The organism is Mucilaginibacter sp. Mucisp73 (assembly GCF_059491465.1).
In genome coordinates this window covers 5,237,142-5,262,768 of record NZ_CP168507.1, presented here as the reverse complement: position 1 = coordinate 5,262,768, position 25,627 = coordinate 5,237,142, and the positions used below count along the sequence as shown (strand labels likewise).

Sequence of the window (25,627 nt, the reverse complement as noted above, 5' to 3'; positions counted from 1 at the left end):
GATTTATCTTCCTTTTTGGCCGGCTTAACTGCTTTGCTTTAAAAACAGGTGAAAAGCACAATTGCACAAACTCATCCGGGATAACTTCGCCAAGAGGGACTTAAGCGACACCAATTAAAAATAGGAAGATAAACCTTGGCATAACCGGCATTAACCGATATGCCCTATTTTCACCCAAAGCTCAGGGCTGCAGCCGCCCACGGTCGGTTCCGGGCCTATTGCGGAGGCCAGCTTAAAAGTTCCGGGATGGTTGTTTGGCTTTGCCGGCATGCTGTCGAAATAGTCGTATAAAGCCCTGTCGCCCGGAGCAAGGCTGTCACGATAGGCCTTGTCCTCATCCGATAAGGAATTCAAATAATCCGTATTGTTCTTCATGATAATCTGTTACTCGTCTTTAAATAAATAGGAATGATAAGGTAATTGCAGGCAGGTAATATTTGTTCTTAATACCTGCCCGAAAAAGAAGTCCAGGGCGCCAAAATACATTGCCTTTGGCTTCATAAATCCATCAATTTTCCGATCACAGGTTAATATCGTAAACACATACTGTGACCTGATCTCCTAATCGTCGTATTTAAAACGCAAAGGCTGCACATCCACGAAAGGCTGTAACAGCGTGGCCGACAGGATCGGCCCGCTTTCTATTTCCCCCACTTCCCGTTCTTCGACACTTATCCTGAAACTGCCGTCCGGCAGGGAGATCAGCTTTTTATCTCCCCCTCAAAATACTTAAAATCATATTCAATCTTTTCTGCGGATCCAGCAATGCTTTCCGCAATACCTGCTTCCAGGATTTCAAGGTCCAGTATCCGAATTTGTCCGATGCCTGCTTTCAGCTCCGAGGTACCATAGTATTCGATAGCCGATTTAATTTCGTTAGCGGCTGATGTTGTTTTTATTACTTTACTGTCGACTATCAAAAAGTCGTAAACAACGGCAACCGGAAATAAGGTATCCGGCAGGTCAAGATCATTAAGGAATATTTTTGTTCATAAAGGAATGAGCATCGGTATTGCTTAATTATTAAAATTAAAGCCGTACGGCATTTGCAAAATGGAATATTTGGTTTTGTTGTGTTACTTATTTGTTACTCTTCGATTGTAAATATTTGATTGTCATGATAACATTCAATACCTGCCATGCGGCAAAGGTAATGTAATTATTTTTTTGACTAAAGCCGGTATTTGTGCAATAAGGGCAGGGGACATTTAAGCTTTGTTTATCTTTAGTTCCCAATTACAACAACCATGACCTTTAAATACTTTATTTTCTTATCTGTGTGTTTGCTGGCCGGCAGAGTGCCAACAGCCAGCACAGCAATAAAACCATTCAAATAGATATCCAAAAACTGTTAAATGCCCGCCCTGTAACTACAGTTACCGATGGTAAATTGCAAACCTGGGTAACCGGTATTGATGGCGGGGGCAAAGGGGATGGTTATCTTACCGCGGATGCAGCAAAACTTAATGGCGATCATGATACGCATGCTTTGCCTGATAATCCATTGATCCCGGCTAATTCGTTTCACCCAGCCACCTTGCTTCATTATAAAAACGGTGACAACGGTAACCAAAGCCTAAATGTTGCCGGTATTGATAGTTTTAGCTTCGATGTTCCTCACAAAAAATATTCTGGTTTGTATCTGAGCCTTACCAGTTCCGAAGGGCCTTCGCAACTATATATTACACTAACTTATAGCGATGGTAGCGAGTTTAAAGATTTTAAATTGCCCGATTATTATGATGATATACCTGAAGGTAACTCAAACCTGAGCTACTTAGTACATGATCTGGCTAAATGGGGGCAGGGAAATAAGATAACAGAAAATGATCATCATAATATCGATGTATTGAATATTCATCCTGATCCCGGGCGCATTCTAAAAAAAGTTACTGTAAGTAAAGATAAAGCCGGATACCTTGTTTTTTGGGCTGCTACAGGCGTTACGGAATAACGTATTTACTAAATTGAACATGTCTTTTGTTTTGTGTCGATTCTGCATTCTTATACAAAACAAGCGTTTAACATGGCCTGGCATGTGCTCATGCGCTATGCACGCCACATGCCATATAACGCCTTGCTTTTAATGTAGCATAGCTACAAAGCCACCACCCGGCGATAATTTTATAGTAAGCGTGTCTTTGGGATTGACTAATCTTTCTTCACGGTGGATAGATGCATTGGTATCTTCTCCGTCATATATCAGTACCCCTTTTGTTGCGTGCTGTAGAAAGTTTAAAGGAATTTTAATTTCACGTGCATCTGCACCATTCATTACGCCAACCCACCAGCTGTTTCCTTTTCGGCGTGCATAAGCAACAATTTCCCCCATTTGGGTACAGCTTAAAACTTTTGTCTCATCCCAGGTTGTAGGTACCTGTTGAAATAAATCAAACATCGGGCTCTCCAGGTAAAATTTATATTCGTCCGCGAAGTGTGTAATAGGAGAAAGATATACTATGGATTGAGCAAATTCATGGGCCCAGGTGAATTTTTGCGATGTAAGTTGCTCCGGGTTCAGTATTACCGGAGTAAAATCTGCAGAACCGGCTGTAAAACGCGTAAACGGTACAGATACGTCATGGTCTAATGGTGCCACTCTTTTATACCGGGTCATGTGATATTCGTTACCCCTAACGGCTTCTCTTGTAATATCCATGGGATAGGTTCTTGTCAATCCCGTTGGTTTTACGCTTCCATGAAAATTAAGCATTAGTTTGAGGTCTGCACAATCTTGCATAGTACCCATGTACCATTGCATAATAGATGACGTTGCAGGGGGGATGAAATCTATTTTAATGCCCGCTGCTCCCAGATCTTTGATTCGCTTTAGATAAGAATAGCGTGCCGCCGCCGATCGCATTTCTTTAGAGTCAACCCAAACAATTGATTTTACGCCAATACTTTTTCCGTATGCTATCACATCTCCCAAAAGCTGCCACTGATCTTTACCCGGCTCGCTCCAATTTCGCCATCCATCATCTACTAAATAATATTCCCATTTTAATTTAGCTGCCGCATCATACCAATTTTTTTGATCGGCAAACCGGGGAGCCCCAACGCTCCACCATTGCCATAAACAACGGCCTGGCATTACCCAACTAAAGTCATTGCCTTTTTGTGGTGCCGGGCACAGATTCGTGAGCAGGTCTGAGTTTACAAGTTCAGTTAAATTTTTCGCTATGATGGTTGTTCTCCAGGGAGATACTTTTTGGTTTTCATAAGCACCTTTAAGTACAGCATGTTCAGTATCGCTATCCGGTTGTACATCCCAGCCGTTAGGGGCAAAGGGGAAATTTGCTTTAAAAGAATTTTCATGGCGTATAAAAGACATGTCTGAAAAGTCTTCGCAATCAGCTTCGGAAACCGAGGCAAAAATCCCGTTTGCATTAAAAGTTAAGGGCCCCATTATTGGTGTATTTTGTGGAACTGATGGCAATGGAGCTACATGGCTTAGGCCTTCATAACCTTCATTATAATCCGACCAGGCAACCTGCGTTACTTTTCCGGAGAATTCCCAGGAGGTTGAGTCAGCATTGATGTGTTTTGTATTATAAGGTAATGTGTAACGTACAGCTATACCATCATTGTAAGCGCGCACAATTAAGTTGAATTTCTTCTCTGCTGTTAGCAAAGGAATTGTAGTTTCATTCGCTTCGTTACGTGCCGTTTTGTGAGCGCCGTTGATAGTATAGGTTTCTTTTATCTTTTTATTTGAAGGGGCACCTGCAAATTTGGTTTCAACTCCAAGATCGATACCATCAACAGTTAAACCCAGGCGCGATGGTGCTATCAACATCGTATTGTTAACTGCCGCGTTGTATGATAATTTGCCTTTGGCAATGAATACGTTGACATTAATTTGCCCATTTGGACTATTAACAGCAATGGTTTTTTGTTGGGCATATCCTTTGTAGGATAAACATAGGATCAATAATAATAACCGAATATTTATTCTCATAATTTATACTATTCCCATTTAAATTTAGCTTATACAGTTTAAATGTTCGATATTGGGTATTTAGGTTAACTGTTTAATTGGCCTCGATCTCAACACTGATTATTTGACCATTAGGCTGTTAATAATCTTTAAGTTTAGCTTAAATTTCCTATCAGCCGTTTGGACGTTAGTTATCGCAGCTTATCTCACAACAAATATATTTTGTCAATTTGTACTCTGATTGTATTAATTAGACTTTTCTTAATAAGAATCCGACTTTTTAATGAATAGCAAGCGATTAAGGTCCAAATAAATTCAAAAAAATATTAATTGATAAAATTCTGGTTCAGATAATTACCCTACTTTTGCAAAAAATAATAAGCCCTTTTTAAGCTTTGAGGATCTGTTTGGTTATTTGGTGCTGCCTGCTGTTTTTATTGAATTGTACTGCTGCTTTTGCGCAACAGGATTCAATAGTGGCTGATACGCCTTTAAAATCACCAACACGCGCTTTTCGTCCCGGTAATTCGGTGCTTGATTCGGTAGCTTATGCCATGCAAAACAGAGATAAATTTATTGCAGACTCTATTGCTATGCGTTACCTCAGGGTGCCTGACGCGGCCATGCGTGCCCAATATGCCGATAGCGTTTTTGCCCACGAATTATATCATGGTTACGGCTTTCTTGATCTCCATTCCAGGTCAAAGAGCAGGGTAATGGAGGGGCATAACCGCCCTTCGCGTGATCCCTGGGTTATTGTGCTCATTATTGCCATGCTGTTGTATACAGCTATTCTTAACCTTGCCCTGGGCAAAGATGTAAGCAATGTATTTGCCTCTTTTTACAGCAAACGCGTACTTTCGATAGCCGGTAAAGAAGAGAGTCCGGTTAGTTCGTGGGCTTTCCTGGGCTTGTTTTTGTTATTTTGTGCTACGTTCGGTTTGTTTTTATATCAACTGGCTGCGTACAAAGGCGTTTATTATAAAATAGCGGGAAGCGGCCTGTTTACTTTTCTTACCATAGTCATTATTGTATTATTTTCGCTCAAGTTTCTAATACTCAAGTTTTTAGGGTTTGTGTTTGATATTAATAAGCTGGTGAGCGAATACCTTAATATTCTGCATCTTACCTATTTTAATATCGCGTTTGTTTTTTTGCCGGTGGTTATTTGTTTTAGCCTTCTTGGTGCACAATATATTCCTGTATTACTTACGGTTACGCTTATTATCATCATTATAATTTTTATATGGCAATACATCAGGAGCAGCGTAAATATAATTTCTACCTTTCGATTTCATAAGTTTTATTTATTTACGTATCTTTGTGCCCTCGAAATTTGCCCTGTTTTGATTTTAATAAAGGCATTGAATATTAAAATTTAGGTTATTAAAAGCACTGAATTGGAAGATAGAAAGAAAAAGGTTAAAAGCATACTGGTTACTTTGCCTAAGCCCGAAAATGATAAAAATCCTTATGCCGAGCTGGCTAAAAAGCTTAACCTGAAAATTGATTTCAGATCATTTATTCATGTTGAGGGTGTGCCCGCAAAGGATTTCAGAAAAGAGAAGATCAATTTAGCTGATTTTAGCGCTGTGATCTTTACCAGTCGTAATTCGGCCGATCATTTTTTTCGCATATGCGAAGAGATGCGCTTTGAGGTGCCTGTTGAAATGAAATACTTTTGCCTTTCAGAAACGATAGCGCTTTACCTTCAAAAGTACATTCAGTACCGTAAACGTAAGATCTTTTTTGGCAAGCAAACCGCTGCTGATCTGGCGGAGGTTTTGAAAAAGCATTCGTCGGAAAAATTCCTTTATCCATGCTCGGATGTTGCTGCCGAAGAAACGCAGCGTTTTTTGCTGGAGAACGGTTATAACTTTACTCCTGCAGTGCTTTTCCGTACTGTTTGCAGTGATCTTTCCGATCTGGCTAATGTGTTTTACGATGTTATAGCATTTTTTAGCCCGTCGAGTATACAATCGCTGTATAAAAACTTTCCCGATTTTAAGCAAAACAATACACGCATCGCCGCTTTTGGGGCGACTACTCATAAGGCAGTGCTTGAGGCTGGCTTAATTTTGGATATACCAGCTCCAACCCCCGGCGCGCCGTCAATGACAATGGCTATTGAGCAGTATGTTAAGCTTGTAAATAAATAAATTAGAAATTTATTTAACCAGGCTGCAACTTTTTACCATATTTACCCGTATAACCGCTAACTAATTGTCATGTTAACAATTGGTTAGCGGTTTGTTAATTATATAGCGTTTTGTGCGGTATTGGGAAGATAAGTACACAGTTTATCGATTCAAGAAGCCAAATTATCGTTTTTTATAGCTTACATTGAGTAAAATGTAATATATTCGGACGTTGCATTGTGTTATAGTTATATAACTGATTTTGATTGTAAAATGAAGCAGATCTACTTTTTAATAATTGTTTTAGCAGGTGGTGTATTAAGTGGTTGTGGCCGCGGAGGTGGTGACCGGGGGGAAGTTGTAGGAGTTCCTGCAAGATCATTCAGGGCCGAGGTGCCTTACGGAATGGTTTATATTCCGGGTGGTAGTTTCCTTATGGGGCAAACTGATCAGGACGTAACCTTTGCCCAGATAGCCCAAACTAAACAGGTTACTGTTTCTCCTTTTTTTATGGATCAAACCGAAACCAGCAACAGTCAGTACAAAATGTTTGTGAACTGGGTGCGCGATTCAATAGCCATTACCAATTATATCAACGATAATAAGTATTTCATTCAGCCCAAAGCTGGCGCCGGTAATAATAATGGCGGTAAAAAATTCATCAACTGGGAGTTTGTAAAGAAAAACCCTATCTGGAGCAGTAAAGGCAACCAGGCAAACAATGCTCAAAAATTGCAGGGTATGTACTACCAGGGTGATGACCGTGTGTTTGACCGTAATGAGGTTGACGTGCGCTTACTTAAATATAACTATGCTTTGTTTACCCTGCGCGATGCTGCAGATCATCATAACGATAAAACAAAACATCGTTCCGACTTCATTGTTCGTGATACCGTAGCGGTATACCCTGATACGCTTGTTTGGTTAAGCGATTTTTCATATGCCGCCAACGAGCCTATGGTTGAAAGTTATTTTTCACATCCTGCATTCCGTAATTACCCTGTTGTAGGGGTAACCTGGAGGCAGGCCAGAGCTTACAGTGTATGGCGTACGCGCTATAATGACGCTTATAAAGATAAGCGCCATTTACCGCACCGTGCACCTTACAGTTTGCCTACGGAAGCCGAGTTTGAGTACGCGGCACGTGGCGGCAGGATAGGTACCGATTATCCATGGGGAGGGCCTTACATTAAAAATGCAAAAGGTTGTTTACTGGCTAACTTTAAGCCGGGGCGTGGTAATTATACCGATGACGGCGGCGCGTATACTGTGCCGGTACGTTCATATTTCCCTAATGATTATGGTTTATACAATATGGCAGGTAACGTAGCCGAATGGACATTATCTGCTTTTGACGAATCAGCGTCAACATTTGTGCATGACCTCGCACCAACATTCAATTACGAAGCTAAGTCTACCGACCCCGAAATATTGAAACGTAAAGTTGTACGCGGGGGCTCATGGAAAGATATCGGATATTTTCTTCAAAACTCAACCCGGACCTACGAATACCAGGACACTGCTAAATCATATATCGGTTTCCGCTGCGTCACCAAATATTTAGGGCGCGACATTACAGATAAACGCTAATCAAGAGTTAGTTAAACGCAAGCAAATCAAATTAAAAAATAAAAGTTTACTTCTGAATTATTATGGCTGGAAAGAAAAAACCTTACGGAATAGGCAACATCGTATCATGGGGTGCTACTGTGGTGATTATAGGGTTAATGTTTAAGATTTTGCATTGGCCTGGTGCCACTTACTGGATAGCAGGGGGACTTATAACTGAGGCTATACTGTTTTTTATATTAGGATTTCAGAGAGAAGATAAAGAAATTAACTGGGCACGTGTGTATCCCGAATTAAATGAAGACTTTCAGGGAGAGCTTCCGAAAGCCACTGTAAGGGGCGGTGGTAATACAAGCCCTTCAACAACTGCTGCGCTGGATAAAATGATGGAAGACGCAAAAATTGGCCCTGAGCTGGTGCGCAGCCTTGGTGATGGTTTACGTACATTTGGCGATAAGGTAGCCGCTATATCACGTGTTACCGATGCAGGGGAAGCTACTATAGCTTTCACAAGCAAACTTAAAGATGCAACCGCAAGCTATGAAAAACTGAGTGTTTCTTTTGAAAAAGCATCGGCGAGTTTAACAGAAATGGCTAACTCAAATGTTGAATCAAAAGCTTATCATGACCAGGTTACCCAATTAGCTAAAAACCTGTCGGCACTTAATGCGGTTTACGAGCTGGAATTACAAGATTCAAGCGCGCACTTAAAATCAATGAATAAATTTTACCAGAACCTTTCGCTTACCATGAACAACTTTAATGAATCAATGGATGATTCAAAACAGTTTAAGGAAGAGGTAGGGCGATTGGCTAAGAACCTGGCATCATTAAACGCCATTTATGGTAACATGCTTACAGCTATGAACCAGCCGCGGGTTTAATATAATTAATTGATTGATTACCAGAAAAGATTTATAATAGATGGCCGGAGGTAAGGAAACCCCAAGACAGCGAATGATAGGTATACTATACCTGGTACTATTGGGCCTCATTGCCCTTAACGTACCGGATAGCCTGTTGGACGCGTTTAAGAATATTACGAATAGTTTGGATGCATCAACCAGGAATGTTAATACTGGTTTGCAAAACACATACAGCGCTTTTGAGGCTACAAAATTGAAAGAACAGGCTGAACGGGCGAAACCAATTTATGATAAGGCTAAACAGGCAAGTGCTATAGCTGCAGAATTGAATACCTACGTTGAACAGTTGAAAGCAAAGCTGATTCAGGAAGGCGGCGGCATTAACCCGGAGATTGATGACGTTGACGCACGGGATAACCTGGATATATCGCCCCGTATCATGATCAATCAAAAAAATGGGGAGAAACTGAAAGCTAAAATTGATGAAACCCGCCAAAGGTTAATGGTAGCTTTAGGTAAGGACAGTGTAGGCGTACAGTTTTCACTAAATACCGTAGCGCCTAAACCGCATGGGGATGTTAGAAAATCATGGCAGGAAGCTAACTTTGGTGATGGCATACCTTTAGGCGCGGCCCTCACTACTTTAGCCAAAATTGAAGCTGATAGCAAAAACGCCGAAAACGAAGTAGTTAAGAAATTATTAGGTAAAATTGACCAGGCTCAGGTTACGCTCGATAAGTTTAGCGCAGTAGTAGTAGCTCCAAGCAGCTATGTGATAGCCGGACAGCCATATACCGCCCAGATCTTTTTGACAGCATACGATTCAAAATCAAACCCTGATATCACTGTTAACGGTAGCAGGGTATCTGTTACAGACGGTAAGGGTAATTATACCATTACCGCGAGCGGCGAAGGAAAACATACCGTAGAAGGTTTTATCACGGTTAAAAACAATACAACCGGCAAAGATGATTCTTATCCTTTTAAGCAGGAGTATACAGTTGCAAGACCTTCGGCAGTTATTTCTCCTGATAAAATGAACGTGCTTTATATTGGCGTTCCGAATCCTATTTCGGTATCCGCGCCTGGTGTAGCAGCCAGCGACTTAAACGTGCATTTTAGTGGTGCCGGTTCTCTTAGTGGTTCGGGCGGGCATTACACAGCAATTGTAAACAGCATAGGCAAAGCTACAATTTCTGTTAGTGGTGCAAAAGGAGCGGTATTGGGTTCAACACAGTTCCGTATCAAAAGGATCCCTGACCCTAAGCCACAGTTTGCAGGTAAAAGCGGAGGTAACACCAGTTCGGCTAATATCAGAGCACAGGACAGGCTTTTTGCTCAGCTGGATAACTTTGACTTTGATGCTAAATTTAACGTAACGCACTTTACTATGCTGGTTGTAAAACCGCGCCAGGATGCCATTATTTTATCAGGCTCGGGCGGGGAATTAACCGGCGCTATGCGTAGTGCTTTAAATACAGTTACACCAGGAACTACTGTTATATTTAAGGATATCGTTGCGGTAGGTCCTGACCATTCACCGAGGTCACTTGACCCGATTGTATTATCCGCAAATTAAACGCGTATGAAAAAGAGAATTTTAGTTGTTATCCTGTGCCTGGCTTGTGTAAGCGCTTATGCGCAAAAAAAGCGTACCAAAAGGTCGCCGGCAAAAAAGACCACCACCGCCAGGCAAACAACTCAGAAACCTGTGCAGGTTCAGCCGGATAATGTTACCAGCCAGCAGCCCCTTGATACTGCAAGTAAAATTGCTGCAAAACCTTTTGACAGGCCGCTTGATGGCTATTACAAAAAGAACAATATTTTAAACGCCAAGGTTACGCCGTATCCTAACTTGCGTGAAAATGATGTGGCATTTGCCAAACGCGTTTGGCGCGAAATTGATGTACGCGAAAAGATGAACCAGTACCTGGCTTCACCCAAGGGCCGTTTAATTGATGTATTGCTTGATGCCATAGCCAAAGGCGAGCTTACCGCATATGACCCTACCCCGGGTAAAAAGGATGACCCCAATGGCGATGGTTTTACTACTCCTTTAACAGGTGCACAGGCCCGTGGCCGGTTAGCATCTGACAGCAGCGTGGTTGAAAAGCGCGATAAGGATAATAACGTTATATCATCTACGCTTGTTGCAGGTGAGTTTAACCCCGATAGCGTGCTTAAATTCCGCATTAAAGAAGATTGGATCTTTGATAAACAGCGCTCGGTATTTGAGCCCCGGATTATAGGTATTGCTCCTTTGGTTAAACCTAAAGGTACAGGTACACTCGACATCGATTTTCAGCCCGCTTTTTGGATTTATTTTCCTGAAGCACGCGCGGTACTTGCAACCAAAGAAGTGGTTAGCCGTAACAGTGATGCCACCGGCTTAAGCTTTGACGACGTGTTTATAAAACGCATCTTTACCAGTTATATCGTAAAAGAAAGTAACGACAAAGATGAGCGTATAAAAGATTATGCTCAGGGTATTGATAAGCTTTACGAATCAGAAAGGGTTAAAAAGTCCCTTCTTGACTGGGAGCTTAATCTTTGGCAGTACTAATACATTAAGATTAACAAGATTATAAAACAGGCGATGAATTTTCATCGCCTGTTTTGTTTTAAGATCTGTTTTATCGGGAAGGCGGCTAAGATTTTTCATCGCACCTGCTGCCGTGCTTATTTAGCCGGTAAACATTTAACAGGATAACAATTGCTTATCTCTTTTCATATGCGATTTTCACCCCACGCATGACCAATCGCTTACTCCTTTCTACCAACTCCCCCAAAATTCCGACCAACGCCTGAAATAATAGTAAACAAGGGCTTTTTAGGGTTTGCCGAGTGTTTTTGAGGCTTTGTCTATTTATATCTACAGCTGGTATAACACTTTTTAGCGATCAAAATATATGTTGTTCATTTGATCATTGAAAACAACAACACAACATATTTAAAACATTAAAACCTTACGATCATGAAAACCTCAATAAAATTATCAGCCTTATTTGTATTATTAACTGCAGGTGTATTTGCTACTACAGCAGCCAAAGCCGACGAAGACAAAATCGATGTTACCCCTAAAGCCAAAGAAGTTGTAAGCTTTAAAGCCCTTGATCATGATCGTGGTCTGAAAGTGAACTTTGCAAAAACTGAAAATGGAAAGTCAGTAGTAAAAGTTTACAATAAAGAAAATGAGCTTTTATTGAAAGACATTGTGCCAAGCAAAACCGATGTAAGCAAAGGTTATGTGTTAACCGGTTTAGAAGATGGTGAATACACTATGGAGATCACTACCGACAAACAGGTAGTTAAAAAATCAATCCATGTTTATCAGGATGGCGATCAAAAATCATTTTACATCGCCCAGTAATAAAAATCACAAACATCAATATATAAAGAAGGCCTGGTTGGTTGAACCAGGCCTTTGTTATTTTAGGCGTAGTAATCTGGGGGCTATCCTTGCTTAATTTCTGCTCCTGTATTAAAATACGTCAATATGGCTTTGGCCTGTTTAAGATTTACTACTTCGAGCAGCATTTCCTCGTTAGCTTCGCGAATCTTCTTTACCGATTTAAAGTATTTAAGCAGCTTTTCGGCTGTGGTTTTGCCTATGCCCTCTATCAGCTCAAGTTCTGTTACCAATGTGCCCTTATCGCGCTTTTTACGGTGGAAGGTGATCCCAAAACGGTGTGCCTCATCACGCAGGTGCTGGATCACTTTAAGTGTTTCCGATTTTTTGTCGAGATACATGGGGTACTGATCGTTGGGATAATAAAGCTCCTCCAGGCGTTTGGCAATGCCTATCACGGTTACCTTTTTATCTATACCCAATAACTTAAGGCTATGCATGGCCGATGATAACTGGCCCTTACCTCCATCAATCACGATCAGCTGCGGTAATTCTGTTCCTTCATCCAGCATGCGGCGGTAACGGCGGTGTACAGCTTCTTCCATAGTGGCAAAGTCGTTAGGGCCTTCAACGGTTTTAACGTTAAAATGCCGGTAATCTTTTTTGGAGGGCTTTCCATCTTTAAATACTACGATAGCCGATACCGGGTACTTGCCCTGGAAGTTGGAGTTATCAAAACATTCAATATGGCGCGGCAGCTGGTTCATGCGCAGATCTTTCATCATCTGCGTAAGCAACCGTTCGGTGCGGATCTCGGGGTTCAATTTCTCGTACTGGTCAATCTTTTCCTTTTTAAAGAACTGTACATTCTTTTGCGAAAGGTCAAGCAATTTGCGTTTTTCGCCCAGTTTTGGTACCGTGAATTTGATGTTTGGATGGTCCTCAAGATCGATATCAAACGGTACGATGATTTCCTTGCTGTCGCTGTTATAACGGCTCCTGAACTCGGATATGGCCAGTGTAAGCAACTCTTCGTCACTTTCATCCAGTCGCTTTTTTAGTTCGATGGTTTGTGTTTGGATGATGGTACCATTCATCACCTTCAGGAAGTTTACGAATGCCAGTTTTTCCTCTGACGCAATGCTGAACACATCCACGTCGGTTATAGATGAGTTAACAACGGTTGATTTGCTTTGGTAGTTTTCAAGGAGTTCAAACTTACGTTTAAGCCGGTGGGCCAGCTCAAAATTCATTTCCATAGCAGCCGCTTCCATCTCATTTTTTAAGCGACGAAGAACTGCACCAATCTTCCCGTTCAGAATATCCTTAATTTCTTCGATGCTGTTATCATAGTCTTCTTCGGTTTGATAGTTTTGGCAGGGGCCTTTGCAATTACCCAATTGGTATTCCAAACAAACTTTAAACTTGCCCTTATCAATATTTTCGCGGGTAAGCTGCAGGTTGCAGGTACGTAGAGGATAAGTTTCCTTAATAAGCCCTAAAATGTTATGCATCATGCTTATCGATGCATAAGGGCCAAGGTATTTGGAGCCGTCTTTGATTATACGGCGGGTCCAGAAGATGCGTGGGTAATTTTCGTTTTTAATGATGATCCATGGATAGGTTTTATCATCCTTAAGCATGACGTTGTAGCGAGGCTGATGCTTCTTGATCATGCTGTTTTCCAGCAACCAGGCATCTACCTCAGTGTCAACGATGGTAAAAGTAATAGCACGAATCTTGGATACCAGTACCCGTGTTTTAGCATTGATATGAATATCCTGGTTAAAATACGACCCAACGCGATTGCGTAAATCCTTGGCTTTACCAATATATATCAGTTCCTGCTCACTATCCCAGTACTGGTAAACCCCGGGTTTGTGAGGGATGTTTTTTAAAGCTGCTCTATAATCAAATTGGTTCATTGGTTCACTGGTTCATTAGTTCATTGGTCTGCTTGGCGGTTGTTTTACCAATGAAACATAGCTTATCGTTTATTGGTCTCCTTTATTGCCCTCGCGTTTGCCAATAAACTTTAGGTATGCATTTAATTTGATATGGATGACCTGTAATTTTTCAAACAGATTATTGAATTGCTCATCAGTTATCAGGTTTCTTTTCTTTGATTTCTGGAGCCAGCCTTTGGTTTCCAAAATTGAACCCCGACTAAAATAACAGAAATTGCGGTTTTCCTTGTAATGGTATCTTCCATAACCTTCTGCAATATTCGCGCTAATTGAATCTGCAGAACGTACTATTTGTTTACCAACGGTATCCTTGGTAAAATAGTCCCACTCACTTACTATAAACCAAATTTCATCGCTGAAAGTATCAGCCAATCTGTATACCTCTAGATCTTCGAGCGAGTGATGGCTCATGCTATTAAACTATTTACCAATGAACTAATGAACAAGTGAACGAATGAACTATCAGAATCCCAATTTCTTATCCACCTCAGTAGTTCCCTGCTGCTGCTGGTTATAGGCTCCGCAATCCAATATGATGCTTACACCGTTTGCAGGAGCATCAAAATCAACATTCTTTTTAATACCTAAGGCTGCATTGGCGTATACCTTTTTCATATACATGGCAAATATCGGCAGGGCACTGTTGGCACCTTCGCCCAAACGGGTGCTCTGGAAGGCGATGTCACGATCTTCACAACCTGTCCATAAGCCGGTAACCAACTGTGGAGTTATACCTATAAACCAACCGTCTGAATTGTTTTGGGTTGTACCGGTTTTACCACCTATTGGGTTGCGTAACCCGTATTTATAGGTTAACCTTGAACCGGTACCATCTTCAATAACACCTTTAAGCATATAGGTCATCACATAAGCCGTTTGCGGGTTCATGGCTTGCACCACGCGCGGAGTATGGGTATACAATACGTTGCCGTTTTTATCTTCAATGCGTAAAATATAAGTAGGCTCTGTCCACAGGCCGTGGTTGGCAAAAGCGGAGTAAGCGGCGGTCATCTCAAACACAGAAGCATCAAACGTACCCAGGCAAATTGAAGGATAAGGCGGAACATTGGTTGTAATACCCATCTTTTTGATCAGATCAACAACAGGTTCTGGTTTAACCTCGCCCATAACGTGGGCCGTAACCCAGTTTTGTGAGTGCGCCAGTGCCTGCCTTAAAGTAATAAAGCCCGGCAAAGTTTCGGATGGCGACGAGCGCGGGCACCACGGCGCACCATAACCACGAATGGTGTCGGGTACATTATTGATTTTCATGCATGGCGAGTAACCGTTATCAATAGCTACAGCATAAGTAAATGGTTTGGCTGTTGAGCCTACCTGGCGGGTGCCGTTCTTTACCTGGTCATATTTAAAGTGCTCGAAATTGGTGCCGCCAACCCATGCCTTAACATAGCCGGTTGTGGGATCCATACTCATGAGAGCATTACGCAAAAGCATTTTACAGTAGATAATACTGTCAATTGGCCTCATCATGGTATCGATATTGCCGTGCCAGGTAAACAGGTTAAGCATGGTTTTGGTCTTGAAGTTTTCTTCAATCTCCTCGTCAGATTTTTCCTGTTGTTTCAGTTGTTTGTACCTGTCAGATTTTTGCATGCCCTGGTCGAGCAAAAATTTGAAGTTGTGGATGCTTTTGTAAAGGTTACGGCCGCGCCAGTGATCATTGAACTGGGCCTGCAGATCTTTCATATAATCGCGCTGCGCATCCTCGGCATATTGCTGCATGGTAGCATCAATGGTGGTATATATTTTTAAGCCGTCGCGGTCAAGATCATAAGGGGTGCCATCAGGGCGGTTGATATTCTGTTCTTTAAAAATCTTTTGAAGCTCTTTCTTCAATACCGAACGGAAGTAGGGAGCAAGGCCGTCAAAGTGATTATTCTGGTGAAAATCCAAGCCCAGGGGCTTGCGTTTATATTCTTCGGCCTGACCTTCGCTCAGAAAATTTTGCTCAACCATGCGGTTTAGCACCAGGTTGCGCCTTTTAAGTGCATTATCCGGATGACGGATAGGCGAATAAATACCGGGGCCGTTAACCATGCCTATTAACAGGGCAGCCTGATCGGGTGTTAGTTTATCCGGCGTAGTGTTAAAATAAGTGCGCGCAGCCGATTTGATACCATAAGTGTTATAAGCACCAAAGTCGACCGTGTTGAGGTACATGGTCAGGATCTCTTCTTTGGTGTAATGGCGTTCAAGCTTAACAGCTGTAACCCACTCCTGGAGTTTTTGGATGATCCGCTTAAAAGGATTGGCAGATCGTTCTGAAAAAAGGTTAAGCGCCAGCTGTTGCGTTATGGTACTGCCACCCTGCTTTTGCCCAATGAGCAAATGCGCGAAGATGGTAAAGCTTCGGCCAAAGTCAATACCTGAATGGTCATAAAAGCGTTTATCTTCGGTAGCAACCAAAGCGTTAATTACGTTTGGTGACAGTTCGCGGTAAGTAACGTTGGAACGGTTTTGAATATAGTAAGTCCCCAATACCTGTTTGTCGGACGAGATGATCTCTGTAGCCTGGTTGCTCTTGGGGTTTTCCAGGTCGCGGAACGAAGGCAGCTGACCGAACACATCAAAAATAGTGAGTGTTATCATCATAACAACAAAAGCAAAAAGGCCAAGCACAATTCGCCATATGTACCAGTTGTATCTTCTTATATCTGCAGGCTGGAGTTGATTTTTCGAGTTAAACCTTGTGTTAGTGGTTCTCATTTTCTAATAAAATTTCTGATAGTAGTCAAAATAACTATCCAATATACTTTGGGTTGCTAATTTATCCAGATTTTCTTTGGTAATGATAAAAATGCTGTATTTATCCTTTGGAACCTTCATAATATCGGGTAGTAGAGGTACAATGGTACGTGCATAATCTTTAGCATCGGCAAGGCTGTAAAAACGGCCAACGTATATCAGCTGGTTATTTTCGCCAACGCTTTTAACGTGGTGGATTACTTCGCTGCGGGTGTATCGTGTACGGTTAAACTGCCCTACTCCAAAACGTGTAGAAGCCAGATTAGTTGTACCACTGGATACATTTATCACAAAGTAATAGTTGCTGCTGTCGCGCTTGCTGAATATGTAGTTTACCGCTGGTGTATTGTTAATGGCGGCCGGGTGAACCGTAGCCACAGTATCTTTTTGTTTAGGTGCCGGCTGCGTGGCTATATCCCTTGAAGTATCCGGCATTTGGTGTTGCGGTAAAGGGATCTGGCCTACGGCAAGTTGTTTTGGTTGTTGAATTGCAGCCTGCTGAATTTGTGGTGCCGATGTTTTAGCCCCGGCTATTATATGCGTGTCCCGTTCGGGCAGGCGCTCCTGGGGAGTTACATTTTGTGCCGATGGGGTATATGGCGGACGGTATTCTGTTTGTTTTTGATATGCTACCGGTGGGGTAAAAGGGATCTCGTTCGGATCATCATTAAATAATACCACCGGACGCGCAGCTATTTCGGCCTTGTTCGAATCGATATAGGCCAGGTGTTGGTTGACCAGTGGAGCGATGAGCTTATCCTGCGGATATGTTGCAGCGATTAACTGCAGATCGGCCTGAAATGGGGGCAACTTTTCCATATGCCCGGCAGCAATAGCTTTCAGATAGTATAACTGCGCTGCATACCGGTTGTCAGGATATTTGTTAAGCAAATCATTTGCTTTCTCAATCACTTTTGCGTATTGCTTTTGAGCATACTGATCATACACTTCGTTATAAAAGCCGTTAAATACAGCACCTACATCTGCCAGCTTGCGTGCATAATCCGGATCAAGAATTACTTTAGCAAATACACTTTCCGGATACTCTTTAAGCAGCCTGTTCTTGTAATCGTTTGATTTTGTCGCATCGATATCGGCATAAAGTCTGTAAAGGTTATAATAGATAGAAGGTTTATCGCTGCTTTGAGGAAAGCGGCTAAGCAAAGTTTCGTAAGTGGCAATGGCTTCCTTTTTATCTTCCAATACATCACGATAAAAATTGGCCATTTCAAAATAAGCGTTATAGATCTTGAAATTGGATTGCTGCAAAAGGGCAGGGGTGAGAGGCAAGTTTTTAACCAGGTCCTGCCTGAAAGTACCGGCCGATACATTTGTGCTATTGTACGCTACGCTACCAACCGGAGCATCCGGATCATTAACCTGTGAGCCAATGCCGGTATTGGCTGTAGGAATACCAGTATTTGAACGCCTGCTGCGACGCCAGTTATCCTCCAGCTTACGGTTGCCCCATAAACGCTTAAAGTCGTTATAGCCCTGGCTTACGGCGCTGTTGTTGTAAAAGTAAAATGTACTACCGCTGTTTTTATTGGAGGAAGGTGAATTACTGTTTCTGTCTAAGGTATTTGGCATAGTGCCGTTATTGACATTGGCAGCGGCACCGGTGGCTTCCAAAGCGGCTTGTTGTTGCTGGCGTGTTTTGCGGGCTACCATTTCATCTATATGGGCATCGCGGGTTTTATCATCCAAAGCGGCAAGCATTTGCAGGGTATCTTCGCGCGAGATGGTTTCAAGCAGGCGGGTAAGGATCTGCAGGTTATCGGCCTTTTTGCGGATGAGCTGATAACCGGGATAATTTGTCGACAGGTTATTGAGCGTACTGTCATAATAAAGCCTGGCATTTACGTAATCGGCCTTGTTTTTAAAGTTGATATCGGCAATACGTAAATACGAAAGGCCTTTTTGGTTTTGATTTTTGGTGCTTACCCGCACCGATTTCTTGTAACTTTTCAGGGCGTTGTCGATTTCGCCGGCTTTAAACTGCTGTTCACCAATCTGGTAATAGATCTGGTCGTAAAAATCAGTATTGTCTTCATTCTTAAGCAGGGCACGTAATAGGTCGATCTTACTGGCCTTAACACCGTTTTGATTGTCGCGGATGCGGATCCGGTTAAGGTTGGCATTAAATGCCATTTCAAAACTGGCGTTGCTTTTAACTATGCGGGTATAGCTTTCGTGGGCATCGGCCGGCTTGAGGTTAAGCTCCTGTAACTGGCCCAGGATAAAGATCCAGCGGAGTTTGAGATTGCTGATATAACTGTATTTAATGGCCAGTTTAGCCATCTCTTCGGCTTCGGCATAGTTTTGGGTTAGAATATCATATTGCAGCTTACTCGCGTAAACATCAGCAGTAACATTTTTTTTAGGGTTGATATCCTGTATGGCCGAATCAATTACCAGCTTAGCTAAAGGTAACTGGTTAAGGTACATAAGCCCGCGGGCTTTCCATACCAAAGCCTCCTGTTTTAAATTAGCTTGCTTGCCGAACGAACGGGTTACATAATTACAATACTCAACAGCATCAAAATAATTAGCTTCTAAATATCTTGCTTTGCCCAACACCAAATAGGCATCGCCCAAATAGTGGCTCTGTTCTTTTATGCTGATGATCTTGTTGGCTTTTACAATGGCTTCTTCCAGGTCCTTGTCAGGCGTACCTGTTTGTACAGTAGTATCGGGGTAAACATTTAATAGCTCGCTATAGGCATCGGGAAAGGATGCTGCGTAGCTTTCCTGCTTGAGCCTTAAAATTTCGTTAGCATTAAATAATATGTTATAGTGAGCAGTGAGGTTTTGCATGGTGCGGTTAAAGCCGCTTTGTTTTTCAAGCGAGCAACCGGCCGCTATCAATATAACTGCAAACAGAAAAAAAATGCTGGTGTTTGGTTTATAGGATGATGATAATCGCCTCAATGCTATATGGTAGTTAAAAAAGCATTGCTAAAATACTAAAGATTATGCAATAGGTTTAATAAATTTGCGCATGCCCGAAGATGAACAAAATAACGAAGATGAGGTAGGCAAGCCTTTAAGCGCTTATGCTAAATACAGCAGCATCGGTTTTCAGATGGTGGTTATCATTGGCATTTTTACATTTGCCGGTTATAAAATTGATGAAGCCGGCAAACATGATGTAAAATGGGCTACTGCCATACTTGCCCTTATCGGGGTATTCATTGCTTTGTTTATCGTCATCAGATCTGTTAAAAATTGAAACTGCACACTGTTATTTTATCGTTCCTGCTGTTTGCAGTTATCATAGCTGTGCCGCCATTTCTGTTAAGCAAATCAACACATGCCGCCTGGCTCGATCCTCATTTCTGGATGATATATGCTTTTGTAACCGGGCTCACATTTATCACCATTGTTTCCATATTGATGGTAACCAAAATTAACAAGGAAATATATGCTCAAACCTTCCTTGGGGCAACCATGATCAAGCTTTTGACCTGCATGTTTTTTTGCCTGTTTTTTTTAGTTAAAATCAAAGTAAACGGGGTGATATTTGTTGCTAATTTTTTTTACGTATATTTCTTTAACCTCGCCTTTGAAATTTACGGTTTGTTACGTACCTTGCGCAACCAAAAATTAAAGTAAAAATCTCTCTGCTAATGGATTTTAGCCATATTTTGAACTCAAAAAAAATTACCTTAAGCATCATTTTAGGCGTTTTTTCGCTATTTGTAACGTTAAATGCTAACGCTGTACAAGAAAAAAATGAGTCATCAACAACTGTTGAAAGTAAAGAAAAGGAAAAATTTGACCCTAATGAAGCCATTCTTGAACACATTGCCGATTCGCACTATTTTCACATAGGTGGTAAGGTTGCTATTGGTTTGCCTGTTATACTTTATACCGACGGCGGGCTGGAAGTATTTTCGGCTTCTGAATTTGAGCATGGTGAGAAAGCCCACCAGGGTAAATACCACAATTATGCGTTAATTAAAGACAAAATTAAAGTTGTTGGCGCCGATGGTACAACCGTTGATGAAACCGCAAAGATTTTTGATTTGTCAATTACCCGCAACGTGTTTTCAATGTGGATGTCAGTAATATTGCTGATCGTCATATTTGTAAGCGTAGCCGGCTCATACAAAAAGCGCGTAGGTAAAGCGCCTAAAGGTTTGCAATCATTATTGGAGCCGCTTATCCTGTTTATTCGTGACGAAGTAGCGCTGCCTAACATCGGTTACAAATACGCCCGCTTTATGCCGTTGCTGTTAACCATGTTCTTCTTTATCCTGATCAATAACCTGATTGGTATGGTGCCGTTTTTTCCCGGAGGTTCAAACCTTACCGGTAATATAGCGGTAACCATGGTGCTTGCTGTTATTACCCTTATCGTAGTTAATTTTAATGGTAACAAATACTATTGGAAACACATTTTTGCACCTGACGTTCCGTTTTGGCTTTACCCTATCATGTGGATAGTTGAGCTTGCCGGTATCATTTCAAAGCCTTTTGCGTTAATGGTGCGTTTGTTCGCAAACATCATGGCGGGCCACGTTATCGTATTGGCATTGATTTCATTAATCTTTATATTCCAGACACTTTGGGTATCGCCGGTATCAATAGCTTTCGCTTTGTTTATCGATGTGCTTGAGTTGCTGGTAGCTTTCTTACAGGCCTTCATCTTTACAATGCTTACCGCGTTGTTTATTGGCAGCGCTGTTGAAGAGCATCATCATTAATAATTTGTAATTAATAATAACACTATATTCATTTAAATTTAAAAACAATGGTTGGAAGTATTGCTGCATTAGGTGCAGGTTTAGCAGTTATCGGTGCTGGTATTGGTATCGGTCAAATCGGTGGTAAAGCGATGGAAGGTATTTCTCGTCAGCCGGAAGCTGCTTCAAAAATTCAGACTGCCATGATCATCGCTGCGGCACTTGTTGAAGGTGTTGCTCTTTTCGGTGTGATCGTTGCACTTTTGGGTAACAAATAATTTTACCCGAAAAAAATAAAAACCGGGTGGTGTAACGGTTGGTTACACACCGGTTTTTACTTGAATGAATAATGTTAATTAGAACTATAGTCACAACAATAATATAAAAGATGGATTTAGTAATGCCTGATTGGGGTTTGGTTGTATGGACATCCGTAACCTTTTTATTCTTACTTATTTTACTGAGGGCATTTGCCTGGAAACCGATCATGGCCGCCATTGGCGATCGTGAGCGTTCAATTGAAGATGCGTTATTGAAAGCAGAAGCTGCCAAAGAGGAAATGAGCCGTTTAACCAATGAAAACGAATCATTGATTAAACAGGCCCGTGCCGAGCGTGACCTGATCCTGTCTGAAGCGCGCAAAGCGAAAGAGCAGATCGTATCTGATGCTAAAGAACTTGCTCACAAAGAAGGCGCACGTATGATTGAACTTGCCCGTGTTGAAATCAACAACCAAAAAGCTATCGCTTTGGCTGATGTTAAAAACCAGGTAGCTACTTTATCTTTAGAGATTGCTGAGAAGATCCTTCGCAAGCAATTTGAAGATCAGCAGCAACAAGACGAATTGGTTAGCCAATTATTGAAAGAAGTGAAGTTATAAGATTTCGGATTTGGGATGTGGGATTTCGGATTTATTCCGGTACTCGCTAACCAGTTTAAATTCCGAAATTGAATATAAAAATTCCGAAATCGAAAATTCGAAATCCGAAATTAGAAAGAAATGTCAGAAATAACAGTAGCATCGAGATACGCCAAATCACTTATCGACCTTGCGCAGGAACAAAACATTGTTGATGCGGTGAATGCCGATATGGATCTTTTTTTGCATACTTTAAAAGGAAGTTCTGAACTGGCCGCTGTTTTGGCTAACCCTATTATTTCACAAGCTAAAAAGATTAATGTTCTTGAAGCTGTGTTTGGTGGTAAGGTAAACAAAGCGAGCATCATGTTCTTTAAGCTGATGATAAATAAAGGTCGTGGCGAGGTTTTGTATTTTACTGCCCAGGAGTATATCAACCTTTTCAATATTAAAAGGAACATTACTAAGGCTAAAGTTACATCAGCTACAGCATTATCTGATGCCAATAAAAAGACGCTGGTAGATGAATTGCAAAAAGCTATTGGTGGCACTGTAGTGTTGTATACTAAGATTGATCCGTCACTGATTGGCGGTTTTGTGCTTAACGTGGGCGACAGGCAGGTTGATACCAGCATTGCTGCAAGCCTCAGGAAGATGAAAAAAGAATTTGCTGCAAAAGCATAGTTAATTAAGTATTAAAAGTAAAACTCTAAATAAATTTTAAACAATGGTAGAGGTAAGACCAGACGAAGTATCAGCAATTTTGCGTCAGCAGTTGGCCGGCTTCAAGTCAGAATCTGAATTAGAAGAAGTGGGTACTGTACTCCAGGTGGGTGACGGTATCGCACGCGTTTATGGATTAACTAAAGTACAGTCGGGTGAGTTGGTTGAATTTGGCACAGGATTGCAAGGCATCGTACTTAACCTTGAAGAAGATAACGTGGGTGTGGTATTGTTAGGTAAATCTGACGATATTAAAGAAGGTGATACTGTTAAACGTACCAACAGGATTGCATCAATCAACGTAGGCGAAGGCATGCTTGGCCGTGTTGTTGATACCTTAGGCGCCCCTATTGATGGTAAAGGCCCAATCACCGGTCAAACTTATGAGATGCCGCTTGAGCGTAAAGCGCCTGGTGTAATCTACCGTCAGCCGGTAACCGAGCCATTACAAACAGGTATCAAAGCTATCGACGCGATGATCCCTATCGGTCGTGGCCAGCGTGAGTTGGTTATCGGTGATCGTCAAACAGGTAAAACTGCGGTTTGTATCGATACCATCATCAACCAAAAAGAATTTTACGATGCAGGTAAACCTGTAATCTGTATATATGTAGCTTGCGGACAAAAAGCATCAACTGTTGCCAACATCGTTCGTACGCTTGAAGAGAACGGCGCTATGCCTTACTCTATCGTAGTTGCTGCTAACGCTTCAGACTCTGCTACCATGCAGTTCTTTGCTCCGTTTGCTGGTGCTGCTATCGGTGAGTACTTCCGTGATACAGGCCGTCCGGCTTTGATCATCTATGATGACTTGTCAAAACAAGCTGTTGCTTACCGTGAGGTTTCATTGTTGCTACGTCGTCCGCCGGGCCGTGAGGCTTACCCAGGTGACGTATTTTACCTGCACAGCCGTTTATTAGAGCGTGCCGCTAAAATTAACTCAAATGATTCGATCGCACAGCAAATGAACGACCTTCCTGAGTCTATCAAAGGCATCGTTAAAGGTGGTGGTTCATTAACAGCTCTTCCAATCATTGAAACACAAGCTGGTGACGTATCTGCATACATCCCAACCAACGTAATTTCGATCACTGACGGTCAGATCTTCCTTGAATCTAACTTGTTCAATGCGGGTGTTCGTCCGGCTATCAACGTAGGTATCTCTGTATCACGTGTAGGTGGTAACGCACAGATCAAATCAATGAAGAAAGTTGCAGGTACTTTGAAACTTGACCAGGCCCAGTTCCGTGAGCTTGAGGCTTTCTCAAAATTTGGTTCAGACCTTGACGCTTCAACCAAAAACGTGTTAGATAAAGGTATCCGTAACGTAGAGATCCTGAAACAAGGTCAATACTCACCGGTAACTGTTGAAAAGCAAGTTGCTATCATTTACCTGGGTACTAAAAACTTAATGCGTAACGTACCGGTAAATAAAGTAAGGGAGTTCGAAACCGAATTTACCGATCAGTTAGAAGTTCGTCACCCTGAAGTTTTAGCAGCCCTTAAAGCAGGTAAATTTGACGACCAGCTTACCGGCGTACTGGAAACAGTAGCTAAAGAATTGTCAGCAAGGTATTAATTTTTAGATTTGAGATGTTAGATGTGAGATATGAGACTGGTCTCTTCCACATCTGACATCTTTATATAAATTAGATAAACAGATTGAAAGTGCAGATGTGAGGCTATCTCAAATCTCATATCTCAAATCTCACATCTCAATAAAGAATGGCTAATTTAAAAGAAGTAAGAAACAGGATCAAATCTGTATCATCAACCCAGCAGATCACCAAGGCTATGAAAATGGTTTCGGCTGCTAAGTTGAAACGTGCTACCAACGCTATTATTCAGCTGCGTCCTTACGCAAGTAAGTTGAAGGATCTGCTGGCTAACTTATCTGCAAGTTTGGAGGATAACACTTCGCCTTACCTTCAGGAGCGTGAGCCGGTACGTGTATTGGTAGTTGTGGTATCATCAAACCGTGGTTTGGCCGGTGCTTTCAATACCAACGTTATTAAAACTGCCAATAACCTTATTGCCGAAAAATATCCTAAGCAACTTGCCGCCGGTAACGTATCTATCGTTGCTATCGGTAAAAAAGCACAGGAGTTTTACCAAAGGCGTAAGTACAACGTAATTGGCAACAACAACGACCTGTACTCGGACCTTAACTTCGAGAACGCTTCAAAAATTACCGAAGCTATTATGCAGGGCTTTGTTAACGGCGATTACGACCGTGTGGAATTGGTGTATAACCACTTCCGTAACGCTGCAGTACAATACCTGATCACCGAGCAGTTATTGCCTGTGCCAAAGGCAGAGAAGAAAGAGGAAGTAAAAGCAGCTAACGTTGATTATATCCTTGAGCCATCACAACAGGAAATTGTTGAGCAACTGATCCCTAAAAACATCAAGATTCAACTTTACCGCGCTGTATTGGATTCAAACGCATCTGAACATGGTGCCCGTATGACAGCGATGGACAAAGCGACCGAAAATGCCGGCGAGCTTTTGAAATCATTGAAACTTTCATACAACCAGGCCCGTCAGGCAGCCATTACTACCGAGCTTACCGAGATAGTAAGTGGCGCGGCAGCCCTTTCAGGCGGTAACTAAGTTTAAGAGTACTTTTATATAGAAGAGGCTTTCCGAGAGGAGAGCCTTTTTTTGTTGAACCATGATTTTTGGGATTGGAGGATTGCCCTGATACCCCGTTACCCAAACGCTGATTAAAGTTACGCTATCGCTAAACTCAACCAGTACTT

General features: G+C 41.9%; 23 protein-coding genes. 16 read left to right on the top strand and 7 right to left on the bottom strand.

From position 1 onward, the window contains the following. Positions 1 to 150: 150 nt before the first annotated feature. Positions 151 to 375 (bottom strand): hypothetical protein, encoded by a 225-nt coding sequence (locus tag ACEN82_RS21745; protein ID WP_413318871.1) that lies wholly within the window; start codon positions 373 to 375, stop codon positions 151 to 153. A gap of 326 nt (positions 376 to 701) precedes the next feature. Continuing rightward, complete coding sequence (locus ACEN82_RS21740; RefSeq protein WP_413318869.1) at positions 702 to 920, bottom strand: hypothetical protein; 219 nt, start codon at positions 918 to 920, stop codon at positions 702 to 704. A 359-nt stretch (positions 921 to 1,279) separates the two neighbouring features. Here ACEN82_RS21740 and ACEN82_RS21735 point away from each other — a divergent pair, with 359 nt between their 5' ends. Continuing rightward, the gene (locus ACEN82_RS21735; RefSeq protein ID WP_413318867.1) at positions 1,280 to 1,954 is read left to right on the top strand and encodes a hypothetical protein; all 675 of its coding nucleotides are present in this window, start codon (positions 1,280 to 1,282) and stop codon (positions 1,952 to 1,954) included. Positions 1,955 to 2,083: 129 nt separating this feature from the next. Here the strand turns inward: ACEN82_RS21735 and ACEN82_RS21730 are convergent, their stop codons facing one another. Next, on the bottom strand, positions 2,084 to 3,961 hold the full coding sequence (locus tag ACEN82_RS21730) for a glycoside hydrolase family 97 protein (RefSeq protein ID WP_354486800.1): 1,878 nt from the start codon (positions 3,959 to 3,961) through the stop codon (positions 2,084 to 2,086). Positions 3,962 to 4,416: 455 nt separating this feature from the next. On the opposite strand from ACEN82_RS21730, the gene ACEN82_RS21725 reads away from it, so the two are divergent. From ACEN82_RS21725 to ACEN82_RS21695, 7 genes are all read left to right on the top strand, one after another. Then, entirely contained in the window at positions 4,417 to 5,322 is a 906-nt protein-coding gene (locus ACEN82_RS21725; protein WP_188834522.1) for a DUF4271 domain-containing protein, read from the top strand. An 18-nt stretch (positions 5,323 to 5,340) separates the two neighbouring features. After that, positions 5,341 to 6,099, top strand: a complete 759-nt coding sequence (locus ACEN82_RS21720; RefSeq protein ID WP_413318864.1) for a uroporphyrinogen-III synthase — start codon at positions 5,341 to 5,343, stop codon at positions 6,097 to 6,099. 252 nt (positions 6,100 to 6,351) lie between these two features. Next, positions 6,352 to 7,668, top strand: coding sequence for a T9SS ring complex lipoprotein PorK/GldK (gene porK / locus ACEN82_RS21715; protein ID WP_090530366.1), 1,317 nt, complete (start codon positions 6,352 to 6,354; stop codon positions 7,666 to 7,668). A gap of 62 nt (positions 7,669 to 7,730) precedes the next feature. After that, entirely contained in the window at positions 7,731 to 8,531 is an 801-nt protein-coding gene (porL, locus tag ACEN82_RS21710) for a type IX secretion system motor protein PorL/GldL (RefSeq protein WP_413318862.1), read from the top strand. Positions 8,532 to 8,571: 40 nt separating this feature from the next. Further along, complete coding sequence (gene porM, locus ACEN82_RS21705; protein ID WP_354486806.1) at positions 8,572 to 10,092, top strand: type IX secretion system motor protein PorM/GldM; 1,521 nt, start codon at positions 8,572 to 8,574, stop codon at positions 10,090 to 10,092. A gap of 6 nt (positions 10,093 to 10,098) precedes the next feature. Then, on the top strand, positions 10,099 to 11,076 hold the full coding sequence (porN, locus tag ACEN82_RS21700; protein WP_354486807.1) for a type IX secretion system ring subunit PorN/GldN: 978 nt from the start codon (positions 10,099 to 10,101) through the stop codon (positions 11,074 to 11,076). Positions 11,077 to 11,487: 411 nt separating this feature from the next. Further along, entirely contained in the window at positions 11,488 to 11,883 is a 396-nt protein-coding gene (locus ACEN82_RS21695; protein WP_112653237.1) for a hypothetical protein, read from the top strand. An 83-nt stretch (positions 11,884 to 11,966) separates the two neighbouring features. On the opposite strand, the gene uvrC is transcribed toward ACEN82_RS21695, so the two are convergent. The 4 genes from uvrC to porW form a co-directional block, all read right to left on the bottom strand. Further along, positions 11,967 to 13,787 carry an excinuclease ABC subunit UvrC gene (gene uvrC, locus ACEN82_RS21690; protein WP_413318859.1) on the bottom strand — a complete coding sequence of 607 codons (1,821 nt, stop codon included), beginning with the start codon at positions 13,785 to 13,787 and terminating at the stop codon, positions 11,967 to 11,969. A 69-nt stretch (positions 13,788 to 13,856) separates the two neighbouring features. Then, positions 13,857 to 14,240, bottom strand: coding sequence for a four helix bundle protein (locus ACEN82_RS21685; RefSeq protein WP_413318857.1), 384 nt, complete (start codon positions 14,238 to 14,240; stop codon positions 13,857 to 13,859). A gap of 51 nt (positions 14,241 to 14,291) precedes the next feature. Beyond that, complete coding sequence (locus ACEN82_RS21680; protein WP_413318855.1) at positions 14,292 to 16,556, bottom strand: transglycosylase domain-containing protein; 2,265 nt, start codon at positions 16,554 to 16,556, stop codon at positions 14,292 to 14,294. A gap of 3 nt (positions 16,557 to 16,559) precedes the next feature. Continuing rightward, complete coding sequence (porW, locus tag ACEN82_RS21675; protein WP_413318853.1) at positions 16,560 to 19,526, bottom strand: type IX secretion system periplasmic lipoprotein PorW/SprE; 2,967 nt, start codon at positions 19,524 to 19,526, stop codon at positions 16,560 to 16,562. A gap of 70 nt (positions 19,527 to 19,596) precedes the next feature. On the opposite strand from porW, the gene ACEN82_RS21670 reads away from it, so the two are divergent. The 8 genes from ACEN82_RS21670 to atpG all read left to right on the top strand — a co-directional run bounded on the left by ACEN82_RS21670 (position 19,597) and on the right by atpG (position 25,478). Beyond that, positions 19,597 to 19,827 (top strand): AtpZ/AtpI family protein, encoded by a 231-nt coding sequence (locus tag ACEN82_RS21670; RefSeq protein ID WP_112653234.1) that lies wholly within the window; start codon positions 19,597 to 19,599, stop codon positions 19,825 to 19,827. Continuing rightward, positions 19,824 to 20,210, top strand: coding sequence for a hypothetical protein (locus ACEN82_RS21665; protein ID WP_090530339.1), 387 nt, complete (start codon positions 19,824 to 19,826; stop codon positions 20,208 to 20,210). Before ACEN82_RS21670 ends, ACEN82_RS21665 begins: the two co-directional genes overlap by 4 nt. A 14-nt stretch (positions 20,211 to 20,224) precedes the next feature. Beyond that, positions 20,225 to 21,304: a F0F1 ATP synthase subunit A gene (gene atpB, locus ACEN82_RS21660; protein WP_413318851.1), complete on the top strand. Its 1,080-nt coding sequence runs from the start codon at positions 20,225 to 20,227 to the stop codon at positions 21,302 to 21,304. A 47-nt stretch (positions 21,305 to 21,351) separates the two neighbouring features. After that, positions 21,352 to 21,561, top strand: coding sequence for an ATP synthase F0 subunit C (gene atpE / locus ACEN82_RS21655; RefSeq protein WP_110585792.1), 210 nt, complete (start codon positions 21,352 to 21,354; stop codon positions 21,559 to 21,561). Between the two features lie 110 nt (positions 21,562 to 21,671). Beyond that, complete coding sequence (atpF, locus tag ACEN82_RS21650; RefSeq protein ID WP_354486811.1) at positions 21,672 to 22,163, top strand: F0F1 ATP synthase subunit B; 492 nt, start codon at positions 21,672 to 21,674, stop codon at positions 22,161 to 22,163. 120 nt (positions 22,164 to 22,283) lie between these two features. Then, complete coding sequence (gene atpH, locus ACEN82_RS21645) at positions 22,284 to 22,826, top strand: ATP synthase F1 subunit delta (protein ID WP_413318848.1); 543 nt, start codon at positions 22,284 to 22,286, stop codon at positions 22,824 to 22,826. A gap of 43 nt (positions 22,827 to 22,869) precedes the next feature. Then, a complete protein-coding gene (gene atpA / locus ACEN82_RS21640; RefSeq protein WP_112653231.1) occupies positions 22,870 to 24,444 on the top strand; it encodes a F0F1 ATP synthase subunit alpha in 1,575 nt (524 codons plus the stop codon). Positions 24,445 to 24,590: 146 nt separating this feature from the next. Next, positions 24,591 to 25,478, top strand: coding sequence for an ATP synthase F1 subunit gamma (gene atpG, locus ACEN82_RS21635; protein WP_090530320.1), 888 nt, complete (start codon positions 24,591 to 24,593; stop codon positions 25,476 to 25,478). Positions 25,479 to 25,627 lie beyond the last annotated feature (149 nt).